This is a genomic window from Klebsiella sp. AqSCr, from assembly GCF_008452795.1.
GTDB lineage: Bacteria > Pseudomonadota > Gammaproteobacteria > Enterobacterales > Enterobacteriaceae > Klebsiella > Klebsiella pneumoniae.
Genome location: NZ_MJDM01000005.1, coordinates 3685904 through 3699837, shown reverse-complemented (window position 1 = coordinate 3699837; position 13934 = coordinate 3685904). Strand labels below are relative to the sequence as shown.

The 13934-nt window shown below is 54.2% G+C and carries 19 protein-coding genes and 2 pseudogenes; 9 read left to right on the top strand and 12 right to left on the bottom strand.

Annotated features, from left to right (window positions below):
- Nucleotides 1–29 precede the first annotated feature (29 nt).
- Nucleotides 30–194: a hypothetical protein gene (locus BHE81_RS28350; protein ID WP_020804938.1), complete on the top strand. Its 165-nt coding sequence runs from the start codon at nt 30–32 to the stop codon at nt 192–194.
- A gap of 112 nt (nt 195–306) precedes the next feature.
- Here BHE81_RS28350 and BHE81_RS22060 read toward each other — a convergent pair whose 3' ends face one another.
- The 3 genes from BHE81_RS22060 to BHE81_RS22050 form a co-directional block, all read right to left on the bottom strand.
- Nucleotides 307–993, bottom strand: coding sequence for an EAL domain-containing protein (locus tag BHE81_RS22060; RefSeq protein WP_004150790.1), 687 nt, complete (start codon nt 991–993; stop codon nt 307–309).
- 397 nt (nt 994–1390) lie between these two features.
- On the bottom strand, nt 1391–1570 hold the full coding sequence (locus tag BHE81_RS22055; RefSeq protein WP_032409986.1) for a hypothetical protein: 180 nt from the start codon (nt 1568–1570) through the stop codon (nt 1391–1393).
- Between the two features lie 39 nt (nt 1571–1609).
- Nucleotides 1610–2242 carry a helix-turn-helix domain-containing protein gene (locus BHE81_RS22050; RefSeq protein ID WP_004150791.1) on the bottom strand — a complete coding sequence of 211 codons (633 nt, stop codon included), beginning with the start codon at nt 2240–2242 and terminating at the stop codon, nt 1610–1612.
- 566 nt (nt 2243–2808) lie between these two features.
- On the opposite strand from BHE81_RS22050, the gene BHE81_RS22045 reads away from it, so the two are divergent.
- Nucleotides 2809–3006, top strand: a complete 198-nt coding sequence (locus tag BHE81_RS22045) for a hypothetical protein (RefSeq protein ID WP_004140506.1) — start codon at nt 2809–2811, stop codon at nt 3004–3006.
- A gap of 115 nt (nt 3007–3121) precedes the next feature.
- On the opposite strand, the gene cydB is transcribed toward BHE81_RS22045, so the two are convergent.
- From cydB to BHE81_RS22015, 6 genes are all read right to left on the bottom strand, one after another.
- Nucleotides 3122–4132: a cytochrome d ubiquinol oxidase subunit II gene (gene cydB / locus BHE81_RS22040; protein WP_004183659.1), complete on the bottom strand. Its 1011-nt coding sequence runs from the start codon at nt 4130–4132 to the stop codon at nt 3122–3124.
- On the bottom strand, nt 4129–5535 hold the full coding sequence (locus tag BHE81_RS22035; RefSeq protein ID WP_004140511.1) for a cytochrome ubiquinol oxidase subunit I: 1407 nt from the start codon (nt 5533–5535) through the stop codon (nt 4129–4131). The genes cydB and BHE81_RS22035 overlap by 4 nt, the downstream gene beginning before the upstream one ends.
- Nucleotides 5536–5590: 55 nt before the next feature.
- The gene (locus tag BHE81_RS22030; protein ID WP_004179357.1) at nt 5591–6478 is read right to left on the bottom strand and encodes a manganese catalase family protein; all 888 of its coding nucleotides are present in this window, start codon (nt 6476–6478) and stop codon (nt 5591–5593) included.
- A gap of 16 nt (nt 6479–6494) precedes the next feature.
- Complete coding sequence (locus BHE81_RS22025) at nt 6495–7001, bottom strand: ferritin-like domain-containing protein (RefSeq protein ID WP_004140514.1); 507 nt, start codon at nt 6999–7001, stop codon at nt 6495–6497.
- 26 nt (nt 7002–7027) lie between these two features.
- Nucleotides 7028–7522: a ferritin-like domain-containing protein gene (locus BHE81_RS22020; RefSeq protein WP_004148027.1), complete on the bottom strand. Its 495-nt coding sequence runs from the start codon at nt 7520–7522 to the stop codon at nt 7028–7030.
- Nucleotides 7523–7612: 90 nt separating this feature from the next.
- Nucleotides 7613–7798, bottom strand: a complete 186-nt coding sequence (locus BHE81_RS22015; protein ID WP_004150795.1) for a general stress protein — start codon at nt 7796–7798, stop codon at nt 7613–7615.
- Between the two features lie 219 nt (nt 7799–8017).
- On the opposite strand from BHE81_RS22015, the gene BHE81_RS22010 reads away from it, so the two are divergent.
- From BHE81_RS22010 to BHE81_RS22000, 3 genes are all read left to right on the top strand, one after another.
- Nucleotides 8018–8206, top strand: coding sequence for a hypothetical protein (locus BHE81_RS22010; RefSeq protein ID WP_137013050.1), 189 nt, complete (start codon nt 8018–8020; stop codon nt 8204–8206).
- A gap of 215 nt (nt 8207–8421) precedes the next feature.
- Nucleotides 8422–9615 carry a zinc-dependent alcohol dehydrogenase gene (locus tag BHE81_RS22005; RefSeq protein ID WP_004140529.1) on the top strand — a complete coding sequence of 398 codons (1194 nt, stop codon included), beginning with the start codon at nt 8422–8424 and terminating at the stop codon, nt 9613–9615.
- A 112-nt stretch (nt 9616–9727) separates the two neighbouring features.
- Nucleotides 9728–9955 carry a DUF1272 domain-containing protein gene (locus tag BHE81_RS22000; protein ID WP_004140530.1) on the top strand — a complete coding sequence of 76 codons (228 nt, stop codon included), beginning with the start codon at nt 9728–9730 and terminating at the stop codon, nt 9953–9955.
- 20 nt (nt 9956–9975) lie between these two features.
- On the opposite strand, the gene BHE81_RS29045 is transcribed toward BHE81_RS22000, so the two are convergent.
- The gene (locus tag BHE81_RS29045) at nt 9976–10161 is read right to left on the bottom strand and encodes a hypothetical protein (protein ID WP_032428224.1); all 186 of its coding nucleotides are present in this window, start codon (nt 10159–10161) and stop codon (nt 9976–9978) included.
- Here BHE81_RS29045 and BHE81_RS21990 point away from each other — a divergent pair.
- The 4 genes and pseudogenes from BHE81_RS21990 to BHE81_RS21975 all read left to right on the top strand — a co-directional run bounded on the left by BHE81_RS21990 (nt 10109) and on the right by BHE81_RS21975 (nt 11822).
- Nucleotides 10109–10284, top strand: a pseudogene (locus tag BHE81_RS21990) (hypothetical protein). The gene BHE81_RS29045 and the pseudogene BHE81_RS21990 overlap by 53 nt on opposite strands.
- A 119-nt stretch (nt 10285–10403) precedes the next feature.
- A complete protein-coding gene (locus tag BHE81_RS21985; protein ID WP_004150797.1) occupies nt 10404–10727 on the top strand; it encodes an antibiotic biosynthesis monooxygenase family protein in 324 nt (107 codons plus the stop codon).
- On the top strand, nt 10720–11112 hold the full coding sequence (locus tag BHE81_RS21980; RefSeq protein WP_004150798.1) for an amino acid-binding protein: 393 nt from the start codon (nt 10720–10722) through the stop codon (nt 11110–11112). The genes BHE81_RS21985 and BHE81_RS21980 overlap by 8 nt, the downstream gene beginning before the upstream one ends.
- Nucleotides 11109–11822: an ArsR/SmtB family transcription factor gene (locus BHE81_RS21975; protein ID WP_004213085.1), complete on the top strand. Its 714-nt coding sequence runs from the start codon at nt 11109–11111 to the stop codon at nt 11820–11822. The genes BHE81_RS21980 and BHE81_RS21975 overlap by 4 nt, the downstream gene beginning before the upstream one ends.
- Before the next feature lie 272 nt (nt 11823–12094).
- Here BHE81_RS21975 and BHE81_RS21970 read toward each other — a convergent pair.
- Together BHE81_RS21970 and BHE81_RS21965 are read right to left on the bottom strand one after the other, a co-directional pair.
- Nucleotides 12095–12265 (bottom strand): annotated as a pseudogene (locus BHE81_RS21970) (isocitrate/isopropylmalate family dehydrogenase); the annotation flags it as partial.
- A gap of 136 nt (nt 12266–12401) precedes the next feature.
- Nucleotides 12402–13898, bottom strand: coding sequence for a tail fiber domain-containing protein (locus BHE81_RS21965; protein WP_025368254.1), 1497 nt, complete (start codon nt 13896–13898; stop codon nt 12402–12404).
- Nucleotides 13899–13934: the final 36 nt, after the last annotated feature.

Below are 13934 nucleotides of genomic sequence, written 5' to 3'. Positions count from 1 at the left end.
TAGCCGCCGGTAAACGGCGGCATTTTTCCATGCCGCGCGATCCTGAGCGGATGGCGCAGGCAGGATTAATTGATCGCAGCGGCGAGATCTTTTTTCACCAGCTCGCGCAGCTCAGAAATCAGCACCTGGCTTACGTCGAAATGGCGATCGGGGCGTTACGCATGGGGGTATTTACAGGGAATGATCCTTCATAAAAAAGAGAGGCGCTTATCACTGCGCTAATAAAGACTATCTGTAGCAAAGGGGGTATTTAAAACTGGATAATAAAAGAATAGCAGGTAACCGAAACCAGCCCCCGGTCGGCCCTCAACCGCAAAGAAAAATATATTCTTCCTTCCAGTAGCGGCCCTGACCTATGATGTCCCCGGCAGAAGTGATTAACCGTTTTTGCTTTTCGGTTTCGATACCCTCAACGATCACATGGCCGGTCAGGGTATGAATAGACTGCAACAGACCGGGCAAAGCGGGGTCGTTTTCTTTATCCCAGAAGTAATCCTTATCCACTTTGACGCAATCGAAGCGGAATCTCTCCAGCAGCGGGAAGGAGGTTCGCCCGCGACCAAAATCATCCAGCCAGACCGGACAAAGCGCCGCCAGCGTGCTTAGCGCCGTCAGCTCGCGGCCGGCGATAAACTCATGAAAATTCTCATTTATCTCCAAAGCAATATGCTTACACGAGCGCAGAAAATCGCAGAGATAGCGGTCCGTCAGAATAAAATGGCTTAATAAATCATCGATATTGAGCGAGATCGGCTTATTATCGACCAGGGAAAAATCAAATACGGAAAGCAACTCGATTTGTCGGGTAAATAGTGCAAGCTTATCGCTTTCGGTAAGCGTGGAGAAAGAAAACGCGGGCGCTGAGGCGTTATTTCGTGCGGGTGCTATAATATCTTTAGTGAGCAATTCCCACGAGTGGCAGCTGCCATCATCGCTAATAGCAGGCTCCAGTACGAAGCGATAGGAGGTATTTTTCGCGTTTTCTTCAACCATTTAAAAAATACCAAAAATAAGAAAGGGTTAAAGCATGTCATATATTTCCCGCCAACAAAAATAGTTTAAAATGATCAATAAGAAACATTCGATAGCTAAAAACTATCAACATATAATTTATTGATCGGTAAAGTGAATTAATATAAATTAGCCACCGCTGTCGCATGCGTTTAGACAACAATTAAAATATTGTTTCAAACCAGCCAGTTACATGACGAGCCGCATCCAGTCGTAGCCACATTACGCTTTTCCCCGGCGGCAAAAAAAAGCGTGGTGTAATAAAAATCAAAAATACAAGCCGCCAGTTTTCGTCCTCTCGTATGCCAAAAGATGAATAATCTCTGGCCCAACGCAACCGCTTGCCGATAATAAAAACGCTGCCCCGGTCAACGAAACGTCATACTTTACCGCTACCTTGCTGGCAGAACAGGCGCAGCGGATAAAGGGCAGTGAAAAGAAAATACATGGTTCCACTGGCGCTAATGCTCCTCATGCTCATCGCCAGCGCATGGCTGGAACTGACCCCGCGGCCTGTCGCCAGAGGGCTGTGCGTCTGGTTCGACGGGACAATGGTCAACTGTCTGCAGAGGCAACGGCTGGGCGAAAGGTCGCCGATTCACTCGCTGGCCAGGCGGTAAACGGGCACTCGTCGGGTGGTATTGAACAAATTGTCGCTGACCTCCACCTCCGTCGTGACAATCGCCATGCCGGACCGGCGCAACTGCGCGATGTCCGCCGCCACTCGCTGACTGCCGAACCAGAACAAGGCGTCGAGAGCGGTGACCGGCAGGCCGGCGTTCAGCGCCTGGCGGAGCCGCTCCCGGGCCGGCTTTATCTCCCGGGCAATCTGCTGGTACGGGGCCGCCGTCAGCCCGGTTGCATCGACGCGACGAATGCGGTTTGCCAGGCGGTAATGAAAGGCTTCCGGTACAGCCTGTAAATCCTGTTTCAAACTATAGACGCAGCCGTAACGTTTGCCGTTGAAAACGGCGGCTTTACGGCTAAGCTGCAATGTCTCACGAACATCGGCGATTAGCTGCGGCGCGCGCACCAGCAGCAGGCGAAAAGGCAGCTCGAAGCTGGTGACATAGTCGACGTTCAGTAACGCAATGCGCAGGCGCTCCTCTGCCCCAGCCCGCAGCTGACGACACTCCAGGTATACTTCGCGCCACTGCTCCCGGAGCCGTGGCGTCTCACCGGCTTCGGTAAACTGGTATTTTTCAATATCGTAATCAATTCTCCCGGCCACCGCGCATTCCTTTCTGAATCAGTCCGCGGGTTATATTATCATCCTCCGACGCCGTCCCCTATGCCCAACGCCGCTGTCGTTGTCGATTATTTACGATAAAGATAACGGGTGATGATCACATCAAGAACAAACAGCAGGAAGATAACGCTGCTTAACCATAATAAGCCTGCGAATAAATCAAGTAATTGCATCGTTGTTCCCTCGCCGTTGGCCCTAAAAAAGACGCTCCATCACCATAAAGTAGTTAACAACCACCTTACCAGCCACAGAATAAAATTATTTAGCACGATGCCATCCCGAGCCCGCACAGATTCATTTTATTGTCATTAATTTGTCATCAAAAAATGTCTATCATCAACCGGCGCCGCAGGGTCGTCTCTGCCGTCATGGTATGGCGGACAACGCGTCGCCACGCGGTTTAACAACACGGAATAACCTCGCCCTGCCTCATTCTTACTGTCATTGCATAATTTTATATCAGGCACGTTTGTCATCCTGCTGAATAATCCGTAAAAGCGCCGTAAGCAATAAAACCCCTGCAGATTGGTTTACCATGGAGAAATAAGATGCCTAGCGAAAAAGCCCGCAGCCTTGACCATTTCTATGAATTACTGGCGACAGGACAACACCCGAAGATTGAGCTCGATTTTGATGTCGCCGCGGACGATTTTTTTAAAATCGCCACCGAGTTTGGCGATATTGGCGCGAGGATCACCCGGGTTAACGAACGATTTATTATTAAGATCAAGCCACCGAAGGCATAAACACCCGGCCCGAGTCGTTGCAGCAGATCACCGGTTTGTGCGCATCCCTCTCGGTCATCCCTGACCGGACGGCGCGACGCGCCGGCAAATCCTCACCTGCCGGCGCGAATCAGGCTCAGTGATAGCCCTCGCTGCCGGAGACTTTGCCGCGAAAGACGTAGTAGCTCCAGGCGGTATACATTAGGATCACCGGGATAATGAGCAGCGCGCCCGGCAGCATAAATACCTGGCTGGACGGCGGCGCAGCGGCATCCCACAGAGAGATATGCGGTGGGATAATGTTCGGCCAGACGCTGATCCCCAGCCCGCTGAAGCCGAGGAAAATCAGGCCCAGCGTCAGGATAAATGGGCGGGCATGGCTGGCGGGGCGCGCGCTCAGGCGCCAGATCCACAGGCTCAGAGCCAACACCAGAATCGGCACCGGCACGAACCAGAAGAAATTGGGCAGCGTAAACCAGCGTTCCGCCACGTAGCGCCAGCCCAACGGCGTCCAGACGCTGACCACCGCGATCACCACCATCAGCGCCAGCAGTACCTTGCGGGTCAGCTCGCGCATCCGCTGCTGCAGCGCGCCTTCGCTTTTCATAATCAACCACGTGGTGCCCAGCAGCAGATAGGCCACCACCAGCCCCAGACCGCAGAACAGATTGAAAGGGGTAAGCCAGTCCAGCGTCGAACCGGCGAAGCGGCGGTCAGCCACCGCAAAGCCGTTGATAAACGCGCCGACGACAATCCCCTGGCTGAAGGTCGCCAACAGCGAGCCGCCGGCAAAGGCATAGTCCCAGAAGATGCGATGCGAGGGAACCGCTTTAAAACGAAATTCAAAGGCCACGCCGCGAAAAATCAGGCCGATGAGCATCGCCGTCAGCGGGATAACCAGCGCATCGGTGATCACTGCATAGGCCAGCGGAAAGGCGCCGAACAGCCCTGCCCCGCCGAGCACCAGCCAGGTTTCGTTACCATCCCAGACGGGGGCGACGCTGTTGACCATCACATCGCGCTCTTCGCCATCATGCACCACGCTGAACAGCATCCCAATACCTAAATCGAAACCATCCATCACGATATACATCAGCGTGGCGAAGACAATGATGACAAACCAAATCACCGAGATATCGATGCTCATGATGCGTTCTCCTCATCACGCACCGGCTCAGCCGCTGAGAGCGGACGCGCCGGGGTGCCTGCGGTTTGCGAGGTCAGCTCCGTCACCGGCTGCGGCCCTTTTTTGATAAGCCGGAAAATGTAGTAATACCCCACGCCAAACACGGCGCAGTAAACCACGATAAATACCAGCAGGCTGATGGCCATCTGCAGGGTGCTGTGCAACGACACCGCATCCCGCGTGCGCAGCAACCCGTATATCACCCACGGCTGGCGGCCCATCTCGGTGGTCACCCACCCGGCGACCAGGGCAATAAGACCGGCGGGCCCCATACAGAGCGCAAACCACTGGAAGGGACGCGAGTGGTACAGCCGCCGCCGATAGCGCAGCCAGGCGCTGCAGATCCCTAAGGCGATCATCAACACGCCCATCCCGACCATGATGCGAAACGACCAGAAGACGGCGGGCGAATAGGGTCGGTCCTCTTTCGGGAAGTCTTTCAGGGCCGGCACCTGCTTATGCAGGCTGTGGGTAAGGATCAGGCTACCGAGAGCGGGGATCTCAAGACCATAGCGGGTCCGCTCCTGCTCCATGTCCGGCAGGCCAAACAGCAGCAGCGGCGTGGCCTCGCCGGGGCGATTTTCCCAGTGCCCTTCGATGGCCGCGATCTTCGCCGGCTGATGCTCAAGGGTGTTAAGACCATGCATATCCCCCACCACCGCCTGGATCGGCGCCACCAGCAGCGCCATCCACATCGCCATCGACAGCATTTTGCGGATGGCCGGCGAGTCGTTGCCGCGCAGAAGATGCCACGCGGCAGACGCCCCGACGAACATGGCGCTACTGAGAAACGCGGCTATCGCCATATGGAACAAGCGATACGGAAAAGAGGGGTTAAAGATAATCGCCAGCCAGTCCTGCGGGATGAGATGGCCATTTTCGATGATAAAACCCTGCGGCGTCTGCATCCAGCTATTGGAGGCAAGGATCCAGAAGGTAGAAACCAACGTGCCAAGCGCCACCATGCAGGTGGTAAAAAAATGCAGCGCTGGCGGCACTTTATTCCAGCCAAACAGCATCACACCGAGGAATCCCGCTTCAAGGAAGAAGGCGGTCAGCACTTCGTACAGCAGCAGCGGGCCGGTAATACTACCAGCGAACTGGGAAAATCCGCTCCAGTTGGTGCCGAACTGATAGGACATGACTAATCCGGAGACTACGCCCATGCCAAAATTGACGGCAAAGATTTTCAGCCAGAAATTGTAGAGTGAACGCCAGACATTATCCCGGGTTCGCAGCCACATCCCCTCAAGCACCACAAGGTAGCTGGCAAGGCCGATGGTGATGGCCGGAAAGAGGATATGGAAGGATACGGTAAAGGCGAATTGCAATCGGGCCAGATGAAACGCGTCGAATTCAAACATATTCCACACCCATCATTGTGAATCGCCCCGGCCGCAGCCGGGGCTCATGCGAACATCACTTAGCTGATGATGAAGTGTTTTGCTTCCCGGCGCCGAGTTCGGCGCCGGTCAAAGGATCGCCCTGCGGGTCAGACTGCGTTCGCTTCAGCATCGCTTTGCACAGCGCTTCCTGCTCTGGCGTCAGGCCGACAGAAGCACTGCCATCTCCGCCATCTACGCCCGGCTGTGGATCCTTGACATAATCGAAGTGTTTGTCACTGTTCCAGCTGCCGCGTACTTCTCCACCTTCAGACATATTGTAGTAGGTGTTAGCGTACTCGCTAATGGGCGGCAGTTTGCCCGGTGGATAGTTGTTGCGAATCGACTGCAGGGCCTTCTCAAAAGAGAGCTGATGCGCCGCTTCGCGGGTCATCAGGAAGGCCAGCGCGTCTTTCACGCCAGGATCGTCGGTCACGTTGATCAGGCGTTCATAGACGATCTTCGCCCTCGCCTCCGCCGCGACATTCGACCGCAGGTCGGCGGTGGGTTCGCCGATAGTATCAATGTAGGCCGCCGTCCACGGCACGCCCGCCGAGTTGGTCAGCGGGGTACCGCCGCCGTACAGCAGGGATGTAATATGGCTGTCATTGCCGTTGGCGGTGAGCGAACGATAGAGTTCCGCCTCGCTCTCGGTGCCCTCCGCCAGGGCTCCTTTGGCGCCTTTATTCAGCATGCCGACCAAAGTGCCAATGATCTCCAGATGGCTCAACTCCTCTGTCGCGATATCCATCAGCATATCTTTGCGGCCGGGATCGTCATCGCTTAATCCCTGGGTGAAATAACGACACGCGGCGGCCAGCTCGCCCTGAGGGCCGCCAAACTGTTCGAGCAGTAAATTCGCGAGCCCCGGATTCGGTTCAGCAACGCGTACGGTATACTGCAGTTGTTTCACATGACGAAACATAGGCCTGCCTCCTGGGTTATTTTTTCGCTTCTACGCCGTCAGCATCTGAACGCAGGAGAAACTGCTCCGTGGTCTGAGGAATATGTTTAATCAGCCAGTCGGCCATTTCCCGCTCTTCCGCCAGGATGGCTTCAATGGCTGGGATGGAGGCGGTATCGCCCGCTTTTTCAGCGGCCGCCAGCAGAGAGGTATAGCAGGCGATTTCAAACTGCTCGAAAACGTACCCGCTGATCGAGCCTTTGACGATTTCATCGGAAGGAAACATCCCGCCGATGGACTGGCCGAGAGCCGCCATTTTACTCATCGAATCTTTAATCACCGAGCGTGAAATCTCATTGCGGTCGAGGATCTCTTCCAGCACGGTAATTTGCCGTTTGGTCTCGTTAACATGCTGTTCGATTCTGGCACGGAGATCCGGATAATTATCGATACGGCCAGCCATTGATTCCAGCATGGACTCTGCCTGTTTTTCCATGGCATGCGCATCTCGTAGCCAGTCATGGTAATGTTCAACGTGATTCATCGTGATTTCCTCGTGTCAGGGAGAGTTTATTTTTCCGCTTTCTTATTAATATTACCTACCGCCAGATCGGTTAATTTCACATCGGTTTGTTTTTCTTCTTCCAGGGTTTCAGCAAGCAGTTTGGCTGCTTTTTTATAGCCCAACTGCTCTGCCAGGGTGACCAGAGTACCGTAACTGGCAATTTCGTAATGCTCGACCTTTTGCGCAGCGGCAATTAATGCAGCATCACGTACCTCATTTTTTTCCGTGCTCTCAACGACTTCATTAGCTTCTTCGATTAATCCTTCCATGGCCACGCATTTCATGCGTTTGATTTTCAGGTTGGATTCCTGTTCAATAATCTGGTCGATACGTTCGATCTGGCCCTGGGTTTCTTCAAGATGAGCATTGAACGCCGCGCTGAGTTTTTCACTGGACGCCGCTCTGGCTAGTTTAGCCAGCCCGCGGGTTAATTGTTTCTCTGCGCTGTAGGTATCTGAGAGCAGGTGAATAAATACATCTTCAATGCTTTTCATATTCATAGAAATACCTTCTGGAGTCAGAAAATAACTGCGAGTCTGTGACAGACTCGCAGGAGATACTTTCACTTCAGGGTGCAAGGAAAAGGATAATCAGGAATTATCGGACTTGCGGCCACCGCCGTGGCTATTCTGTCCGCCTTTTTTACCCGCTTCGGACGCACGCTGCGGATCATTTTTAAAGTTCCCGCCGCTGTGCTGACCACCTTTACGACCTGCTTCAGAAGCTTTTTCACGGTCTTCAGCAAAATTACCGGAACCACCACGATGCTCTGCCATATTTCACCTCATGTATATCGGTTATGTCAGTACGATACGAAAATATTCCGTATCACTCGTCGTTCGATATTTAAATCTAGCGGGTAATGCTGGTTAGTCAAATTATTATTCCGTTTTTTCGACACCTTTTAGCAGTAATTCGGAATAATTCTACAAGACACCTCAAAAATAACCAGACGGCACCTTGCCGCTAACTCACTGTGTTCAGGGAAATAATGTATGCAGATCACCTCTGCGGCAAAGAATTATCTATACCGGAGGATTACTACCGTTGGGTTATATAACGAAGCGGCAGCATTGTCCTTTGCCAGACGGAAATTAAGAATTTTCCCTGATTTTACGGATAAAAAAAAAGCCGCTGGGGAAGCGGCTAGCAAACAAAATGGAGCGAATATCATGCCCGATTAATACTGGCACACATAAGGGCAATAGGCAAATAACTCGAACAGACCAGCCGGGAAATAAGCGAAGCGTGGAATATATTCAGCTCCTGGAATATCACGCAGTTCCATTATTAGTACTCTACGCTTTATTTTTTACGATGATTTATCGGTGACGATAGCAGCCGTTCACCAGGCCGAAGAACCGCATGCTGTCAACCTTTCTCTCGAGGAGAATATTCTATGAAAGCACTCACTTATCACGGCCCGCATCATGTCAGCGTCGACACCATGCCTGACCCGGCTCTTGAGGCAGCGGACGATATTATTCTGCGCGTCACCGCGACAGCGATTTGCGGTTCCGATCTGCATCTGTACCGCGGAAAGATCCCCGGCACGCACCATGGTGATATTTTCGGCCATGAATTTATGGGGGAAGTGGTGGAAGCCGGTTCCGAGGTCACCGCGGTCCGCAAAGGCGATCGGGTGGTTATCCCGTTTGTCATCGCCTGCGGAGACTGCTTCTTTTGTCGCTTGCAGCAGTATGCCGCCTGCGAAAGCACCAATAGCGGCCAGGGAGCGACGCTCAATCGAAAAGGCATTTCGCCACCGGCGGCGCTGTTTGGCTATAGCGATTTGTACGGCGGGATCCCGGGCGGCCAGGCGGAATATGTACGGGTCCCCAAAGCCAATACCGGACCGTTTAAAGTGCCAGACACCTTACCCGATGAAAAGGTGCTGTTTCTGTCAGATATTCTGCCCACCGCCTGGCAGGCGGTTAAAAACGCCGAGGTCAAACCCGGCAGTAGCGTGGCTATTTTTGGCGCCGGCCCGGTAGGCCTGCTCTGCGCCTCCTGCGCCAGGCTCAATGGCGCAGAACAGATATTTATCATCGATCATAACGATTACCGACTCGATTTCGCGCAACAACGCTATGGCGCGATCCCGATAAACTTTGACCACCATGACGATCCTGCGCAGTGGATTATCGATAACACGCCGGGCCATCGCGGCGTCGACGCGGTGATCGACGCCGTGGGCTTCGAGGCGAAAGGTAGCCTTACGGAAACCGTCCTCAGCACCCTGAAAATCGAGGGGAGCAGCGGAAAAGCCCTGCGCCAGTGCATCGCCGCCGTGCGCCGCGGCGGCATCGTCAGCGTACCCGGGGTTTACGCCGGTTTCATCCACGGCTTTATGTTTGGCGATGCCTTTGATAAAGGACTGACCTTCAGGATGGGACAAACCCACGTCCACGCCTGGTTGCCGGATCTGCTGGCGCTTATTGAGCAAGGGCTGCTTACCCCGGAGGAGATTGTCACTCACCATATGCCGCTGGAGGAGGCCGCGCGCGGCTACCAGATCTTTGAGAAACGTGAAGAGGCGTGCCGCAAAGTGATCCTCGTACCGGGAATGCAGCCCGGGAAGGCGACCCTCTGAGAAGGCGATTACCGCGCAAGGAAATTCTCGGCGGACCGATCGCGGCATGATATAAACATAGCGTGCTTTGGCCCGCCGTCGCTGATATAGCCGTTCACCAGAGGAGAAGTTGATGCTCGAGTTACGTCCGAATTGCGAATGTTGTGATAAAGATCTGCCGCCAGACTCACCCGAGGCGTTTATCTGTTCGTTCGAGTGCACCTTTTGCCGGGACTGCATGACGACGCGACTGAACGGACATTGCCCGAACTGCGGCGGCGAACTGGTGCGGCGCCCTGTGCGTCCCGAAGAGGCGCTGCGGCGCCACCCCGCCTCCACCCTGCGCCGCCATGCGCAGTAGGCGAGACGCAGGTCTCCCGGCTAAGGTAAAAATTCACGCCCGAGGAGAGCGCGGAGCCTGAAGGCGTGACCGGTGGCAGACAACATGCTCTTTCGATTATCGCCCGGCGGCGCTTCGCTAGTCCGGGCGAGCGTTTCCGGGTTCATATTCTGCATGTCAGTAAAACGGCTTTCCCGCCCGTACTGCCCGTCGGCGATCGCTTTCATCGATAGCCGCAGCCGTAAGGGTTTATCCCCCCACATCGCGATTTCACTAAAACTCAGCCAGCCCTGTGCGCTCAGGCTGCCGTATCGCATGGCTGGCGTTCTTTTTATTCACCATCGCAATAACGCCTGGGAGCATTTCCGTTGCAATCGTTGATCTCCTGCCAGGCATATTTCGCTGCATACCGAAGCTTCCTGCTCTGACCGTCAGTAGACTGCAGGGAAATTCACCACGGAGCAGACTTATGATTGCGGTACTTTTTGAGGCCGACGCCTTACCACAAGCACAGGAAAGATATCTTCAGCTGGCGGCCGGGCTGACGCCTTTGCTATCAGACACGCCGGGGTTTATTGCCATCGAGCGCTTTCAGAGCCTGAGTACGCCCGGCAAAATCCTCTCGCTATCCTGGTGGGAAGATGAAGCATCGGTGGCCAACTGGCAGCAAAATGAGCGGCATCTGGCTGCCCAGCGCGAAGGCAAAGCATCGATTTTTTCATATTACAGAATACGCGTCGCCCGCGTGTTCCGGGATTACGCATCGGATCGGGGAGCACAGTCAGATGTATGACATTCACGTGATTCTCAGCAACTCGCCGGGCTCGCTTGGCGCAATGGGTATGGCGCTGGGTAACAACGGCGTGGGGCTCGAAGGCGGTGGCGTATTCACCACGCCTGATGCCGGACATGCGCATTTTCTGGTGGAAGACGGTGAGACAGCCCGCAGGGTGCTGACCGAGGCCGGCTTTACGGTCAGCAATGTATGCCGTCCTCTGATACGAAAGTTACCTCAGGAACGACCAGGGGAACTGGGAGACATCGCAGACACCCTGGCCCATAATGGTATTAATATTCTGGTACAGTACAGCGACCACCGTAACCGGCTCATTCTCCTTACCGATGATGACGCCCGGGCAGCGGAAGTGACCAAAAAATGGGCCATACTTTCTGAATGAATCTCCTGAAACCGCAGCAAGACAGTGAGCCAGAGGAGGCGCTGGAAACCGCTATGGCGATGGTGGCCTCCGCCCTCTCTGACTCGTCAAGGGTCAGTATTCTCTGCGCGCTGATGGACGGGCGCGCATGGACGGCAACCGAACTCAGTACGGTCGCCGAGGTGTCCGCCTCCACCACCAGCGGCCATCTTGCCCGGCTGCTCAGCAACGGACTGGTGGTGTGTCTCGCGCAGGGGCGCCACCGCTATTACCGCCTGGCCGGCTCGCATATTGCCGGGCTGCTGGAAAACCTGATGGGCGTCTCTATGCAAGCGCATAAGACGCTTCTCCCCAGCACGCCGGTTAATCTTCGCTACGCCCGGACCTGCTACGATCATCTGGCGGGCGAGCTGGCGGTCAATATTTATGAATTTATGCTGAGGGAAAAATGGCTGGCGGCAGATGGCCTGGCCCTGACGTCAGCCGGTAAAACCCAGCTTGAACGCCTTGGCGCAGTGTTTAACGCCCGCCCACGGCGTAAGCCTTGCTGCCCCTGTCTCGACTGGAGCGAAAGACGTTTTCATCTGGGCGGCGATGCCGGCTCGGCGCTAATGACGCTGTTCCTGCAAAAAGGATGGATAACCCGCGCGCCGGGATATCGGGAAGTACAAGTGACGGATAGCGGCAAAGCGGCGCTGTCCCGGCTGTTTAATCTGAAAGTGAGCGGATAGCCTGAGTTTAGGCTACAGCACATTTTCGCCGAACGGCCCCGGTTTAAGCCGGTCGGGCCATCAGTATGACGCCTGGCGTGCAATCCGTTTTCATGCGAGCTCTTACGGCAAATGGATCTCTCCCTGTCATGAGGTATATAGCTTTGTTGAACGTTGCGCTGCGGGACATTCGCCATCGCCTAATGCTTCAAGCGTCCGGCAGAATAGTTGCCTGAAGGCGAAAAAAAGCGGGAGCCCATCGGCTCCCGCTTTTACTTAATCCACCAACGGGATTACATGTTCGCGATAATCGCGTCGCCAAACTCTGAGCATTTCAGCAGTTTAGCGCCTTCCATCAGACGTTCGAAGTCATAGGTCACGGTCTTGGCGGCGATAGCGCCTTCCATGCCTTTGACGATCAGGTCTGCGGCTTCGAACCACTGCATGTGGCGCAGCAGTAGTTCTCTGCATTGCTCTTAATCCTTTGATTTTTTAAAAAAATATGTTTCTGAACACTTGTCTAGAACCATTTTTATGTTAATTCTAACATGCTGATTACATGATAAATTATCCGAGTTTTGATAACCTATTTTCTCTCAATCAGTACTCTTTTGTTTGAACCTGCTTGTTCAAATCACGCACTTGTTTTGTTAACTCCTGCACCGTAAGAACAAGATCCGCTATGATGGCCGTATGGTCTACGTTAAGGATATTGATCTTCTCGCCATCAATTTCTACATCGCCGCTTTGAAAGGTGTAAATCGGGTCAACTTTTTCAGCTTGTTGAGCAATAAATCCACGCCTACGGCGTGTTTCGCCTTTCATGTTGAACTCACATATCCCCAGCGCGTTAATACGCCTGGAGGCCCCTTCCTGGGATTCCGTAAAATCCTTTTTCAGCCGCACGTCTGAGCCAGTGGTCATAACATCGCCTTTAGGGGTGGAGATTGTCCCTCCGGTGTAAAATAGCCAGGCATCTTTTCGGCCGAAACCGTCCATATACAGTACCACCCGGTGGTTGTACCCAACGTATTCTTCAAGGTAGAAACCACCCCACGCTCCAGCCGTATCGCCGTTTCCTCCACGCCCTGACATGCGGGACCGGACTTTGCCACCGGAAATCAACGCGCCAATGGCAGGGGAACCGAAGTCGGTCTGCTGGGACACACAGTCATAGCGACACTGCATCCAGCTGCCGATGTCGGCCGCTTGCCCCACCCGCAGGTCTCTGTCTACCCGTAGATGGCTTCCCTGAACACTAAGTTGATCTGCGGCTGTAGTGATGAGGCGTGCGGTGTAGTCGTTAGCACTTTTGTTATGATGAAAGTCAATGTATGGCGTGTTCATCGACAGCTCAATCGCCTGGGTATACAGCAACCCCTTCGTCGTGTTGTCGATGTCGCCGCCGGCAATCAGCGCGCCAGGTAGTGTCGTTCGGTTGTTGGCATCAATAACGAGGATGTCATCAAAGGTGTCTGCCGGTGATACAGTGGTCGCTCTTGAACGCTGAACCCTAAACGGTGTTCCCGAGCCAACGGCAATTGTCCCGCCTTGCCCCTGTTTTTTGAGCAGAGCCAGATCTGAGTTCTTACCGAGTATAAAACCGGCATTATCGCTGGTTATAACCTGCGAGCCGTCGAGTTTGTTTCCTCCGGTGAGTTTTGCCAGCGCGTTAAGATCCGAGGCCTTCGCCATCCCGGCTATCGCCGGCACGGTCACCTGCTTTCCTGTGATCGGGTCAGTCAGGGTGATATTGCCGCTGCCGGTCAGGGCCATCGACCAGCCCTCCACTACACTACGCCAGAATGCAAACGCGCTGGCCAACTGGTTAGCAAACGACGAAGTGCTGGCGGTTTCAGCGGTAATAATGCCGTAACTGGCACCGGAAAATGCGGTGGTGATATTCCGGGTCAGCGTCAGTTGCGTGTCGCTGTCCACGGATTTGATCGCATACAGGTCAGCACTACCGCTGCGGTAGACCACTAGAATCGACCCGGGCAGTATCCCCAGCGCCTCCTGTGACCATTTTGTTGTCGCACCTGTCACCCGTGCCTGCGACGCGGCACCCGTGACGGTACCGACTTCATACATCGCCATAATAAAGTTCCTCCTGGATGGTTTTCCCTGGAAAAA

Coding starts and splice junctions, on each gene's coding strand:
- BHE81_RS22025 (WP_004140514.1), bottom strand. CDS start 7,001: ATGAATCACGTTGAACATTACCATGACTGGCTACGAGATGCGCATGCC.
- BHE81_RS21985 (WP_004150797.1), top strand. CDS start 10,404: ATGATTGCGGTACTTTTTGAGGCCGACGCCTTACCACAAGCACAGGAA.
- BHE81_RS28350 (WP_020804938.1), top strand. CDS start 30: ATGCCGCGCGATCCTGAGCGGATGGCGCAGGCAGGATTAATTGATCGC.
- BHE81_RS21980 (WP_004150798.1), top strand. CDS start 10,720: ATGTATGACATTCACGTGATTCTCAGCAACTCGCCGGGCTCGCTTGGC.
- BHE81_RS22030 (WP_004179357.1), bottom strand. CDS start 6,478: ATGTTTCGTCATGTGAAACAACTGCAGTATACCGTACGCGTTGCTGAA.
- BHE81_RS22045 (WP_004140506.1), top strand. CDS start 2,809: ATGCCTAGCGAAAAAGCCCGCAGCCTTGACCATTTCTATGAATTACTG.
- BHE81_RS29045 (WP_032428224.1), bottom strand. CDS start 10,161: ATGAAAGCGATCGCCGACGGGCAGTACGGGCGGGAAAGCCGTTTTACT.
- BHE81_RS22015 (WP_004150795.1), bottom strand. CDS start 7,798: ATGGCAGAGCATCGTGGTGGTTCCGGTAATTTTGCTGAAGACCGTGAA.
- BHE81_RS22020 (WP_004148027.1), bottom strand. CDS start 7,522: ATGAATATGAAAAGCATTGAAGATGTATTTATTCACCTGCTCTCAGAT.
- BHE81_RS22035 (WP_004140511.1), bottom strand. CDS start 5,535: ATGTTTGAATTCGACGCGTTTCATCTGGCCCGATTGCAATTCGCCTTT.
- BHE81_RS21965 (WP_025368254.1), bottom strand. CDS start 13,898: ATGGCGATGTATGAAGTCGGTACCGTCACGGGTGCCGCGTCGCAGGCA.
- BHE81_RS22060 (WP_004150790.1), bottom strand. CDS start 993: ATGGTTGAAGAAAACGCGAAAAATACCTCCTATCGCTTCGTACTGGAG.
- cydB (WP_004183659.1), bottom strand. CDS start 4,132: ATGAGCATCGATATCTCGGTGATTTGGTTTGTCATCATTGTCTTCGCC.
- BHE81_RS21975 (WP_004213085.1), top strand. CDS start 11,109: ATGAATCTCCTGAAACCGCAGCAAGACAGTGAGCCAGAGGAGGCGCTG.
- BHE81_RS22005 (WP_004140529.1), top strand. CDS start 8,422: ATGAAAGCACTCACTTATCACGGCCCGCATCATGTCAGCGTCGACACC.
- BHE81_RS22010 (WP_137013050.1), top strand. CDS start 8,018: ATGCAGATCACCTCTGCGGCAAAGAATTATCTATACCGGAGGATTACT.
- BHE81_RS22000 (WP_004140530.1), top strand. CDS start 9,728: ATGCTCGAGTTACGTCCGAATTGCGAATGTTGTGATAAAGATCTGCCG.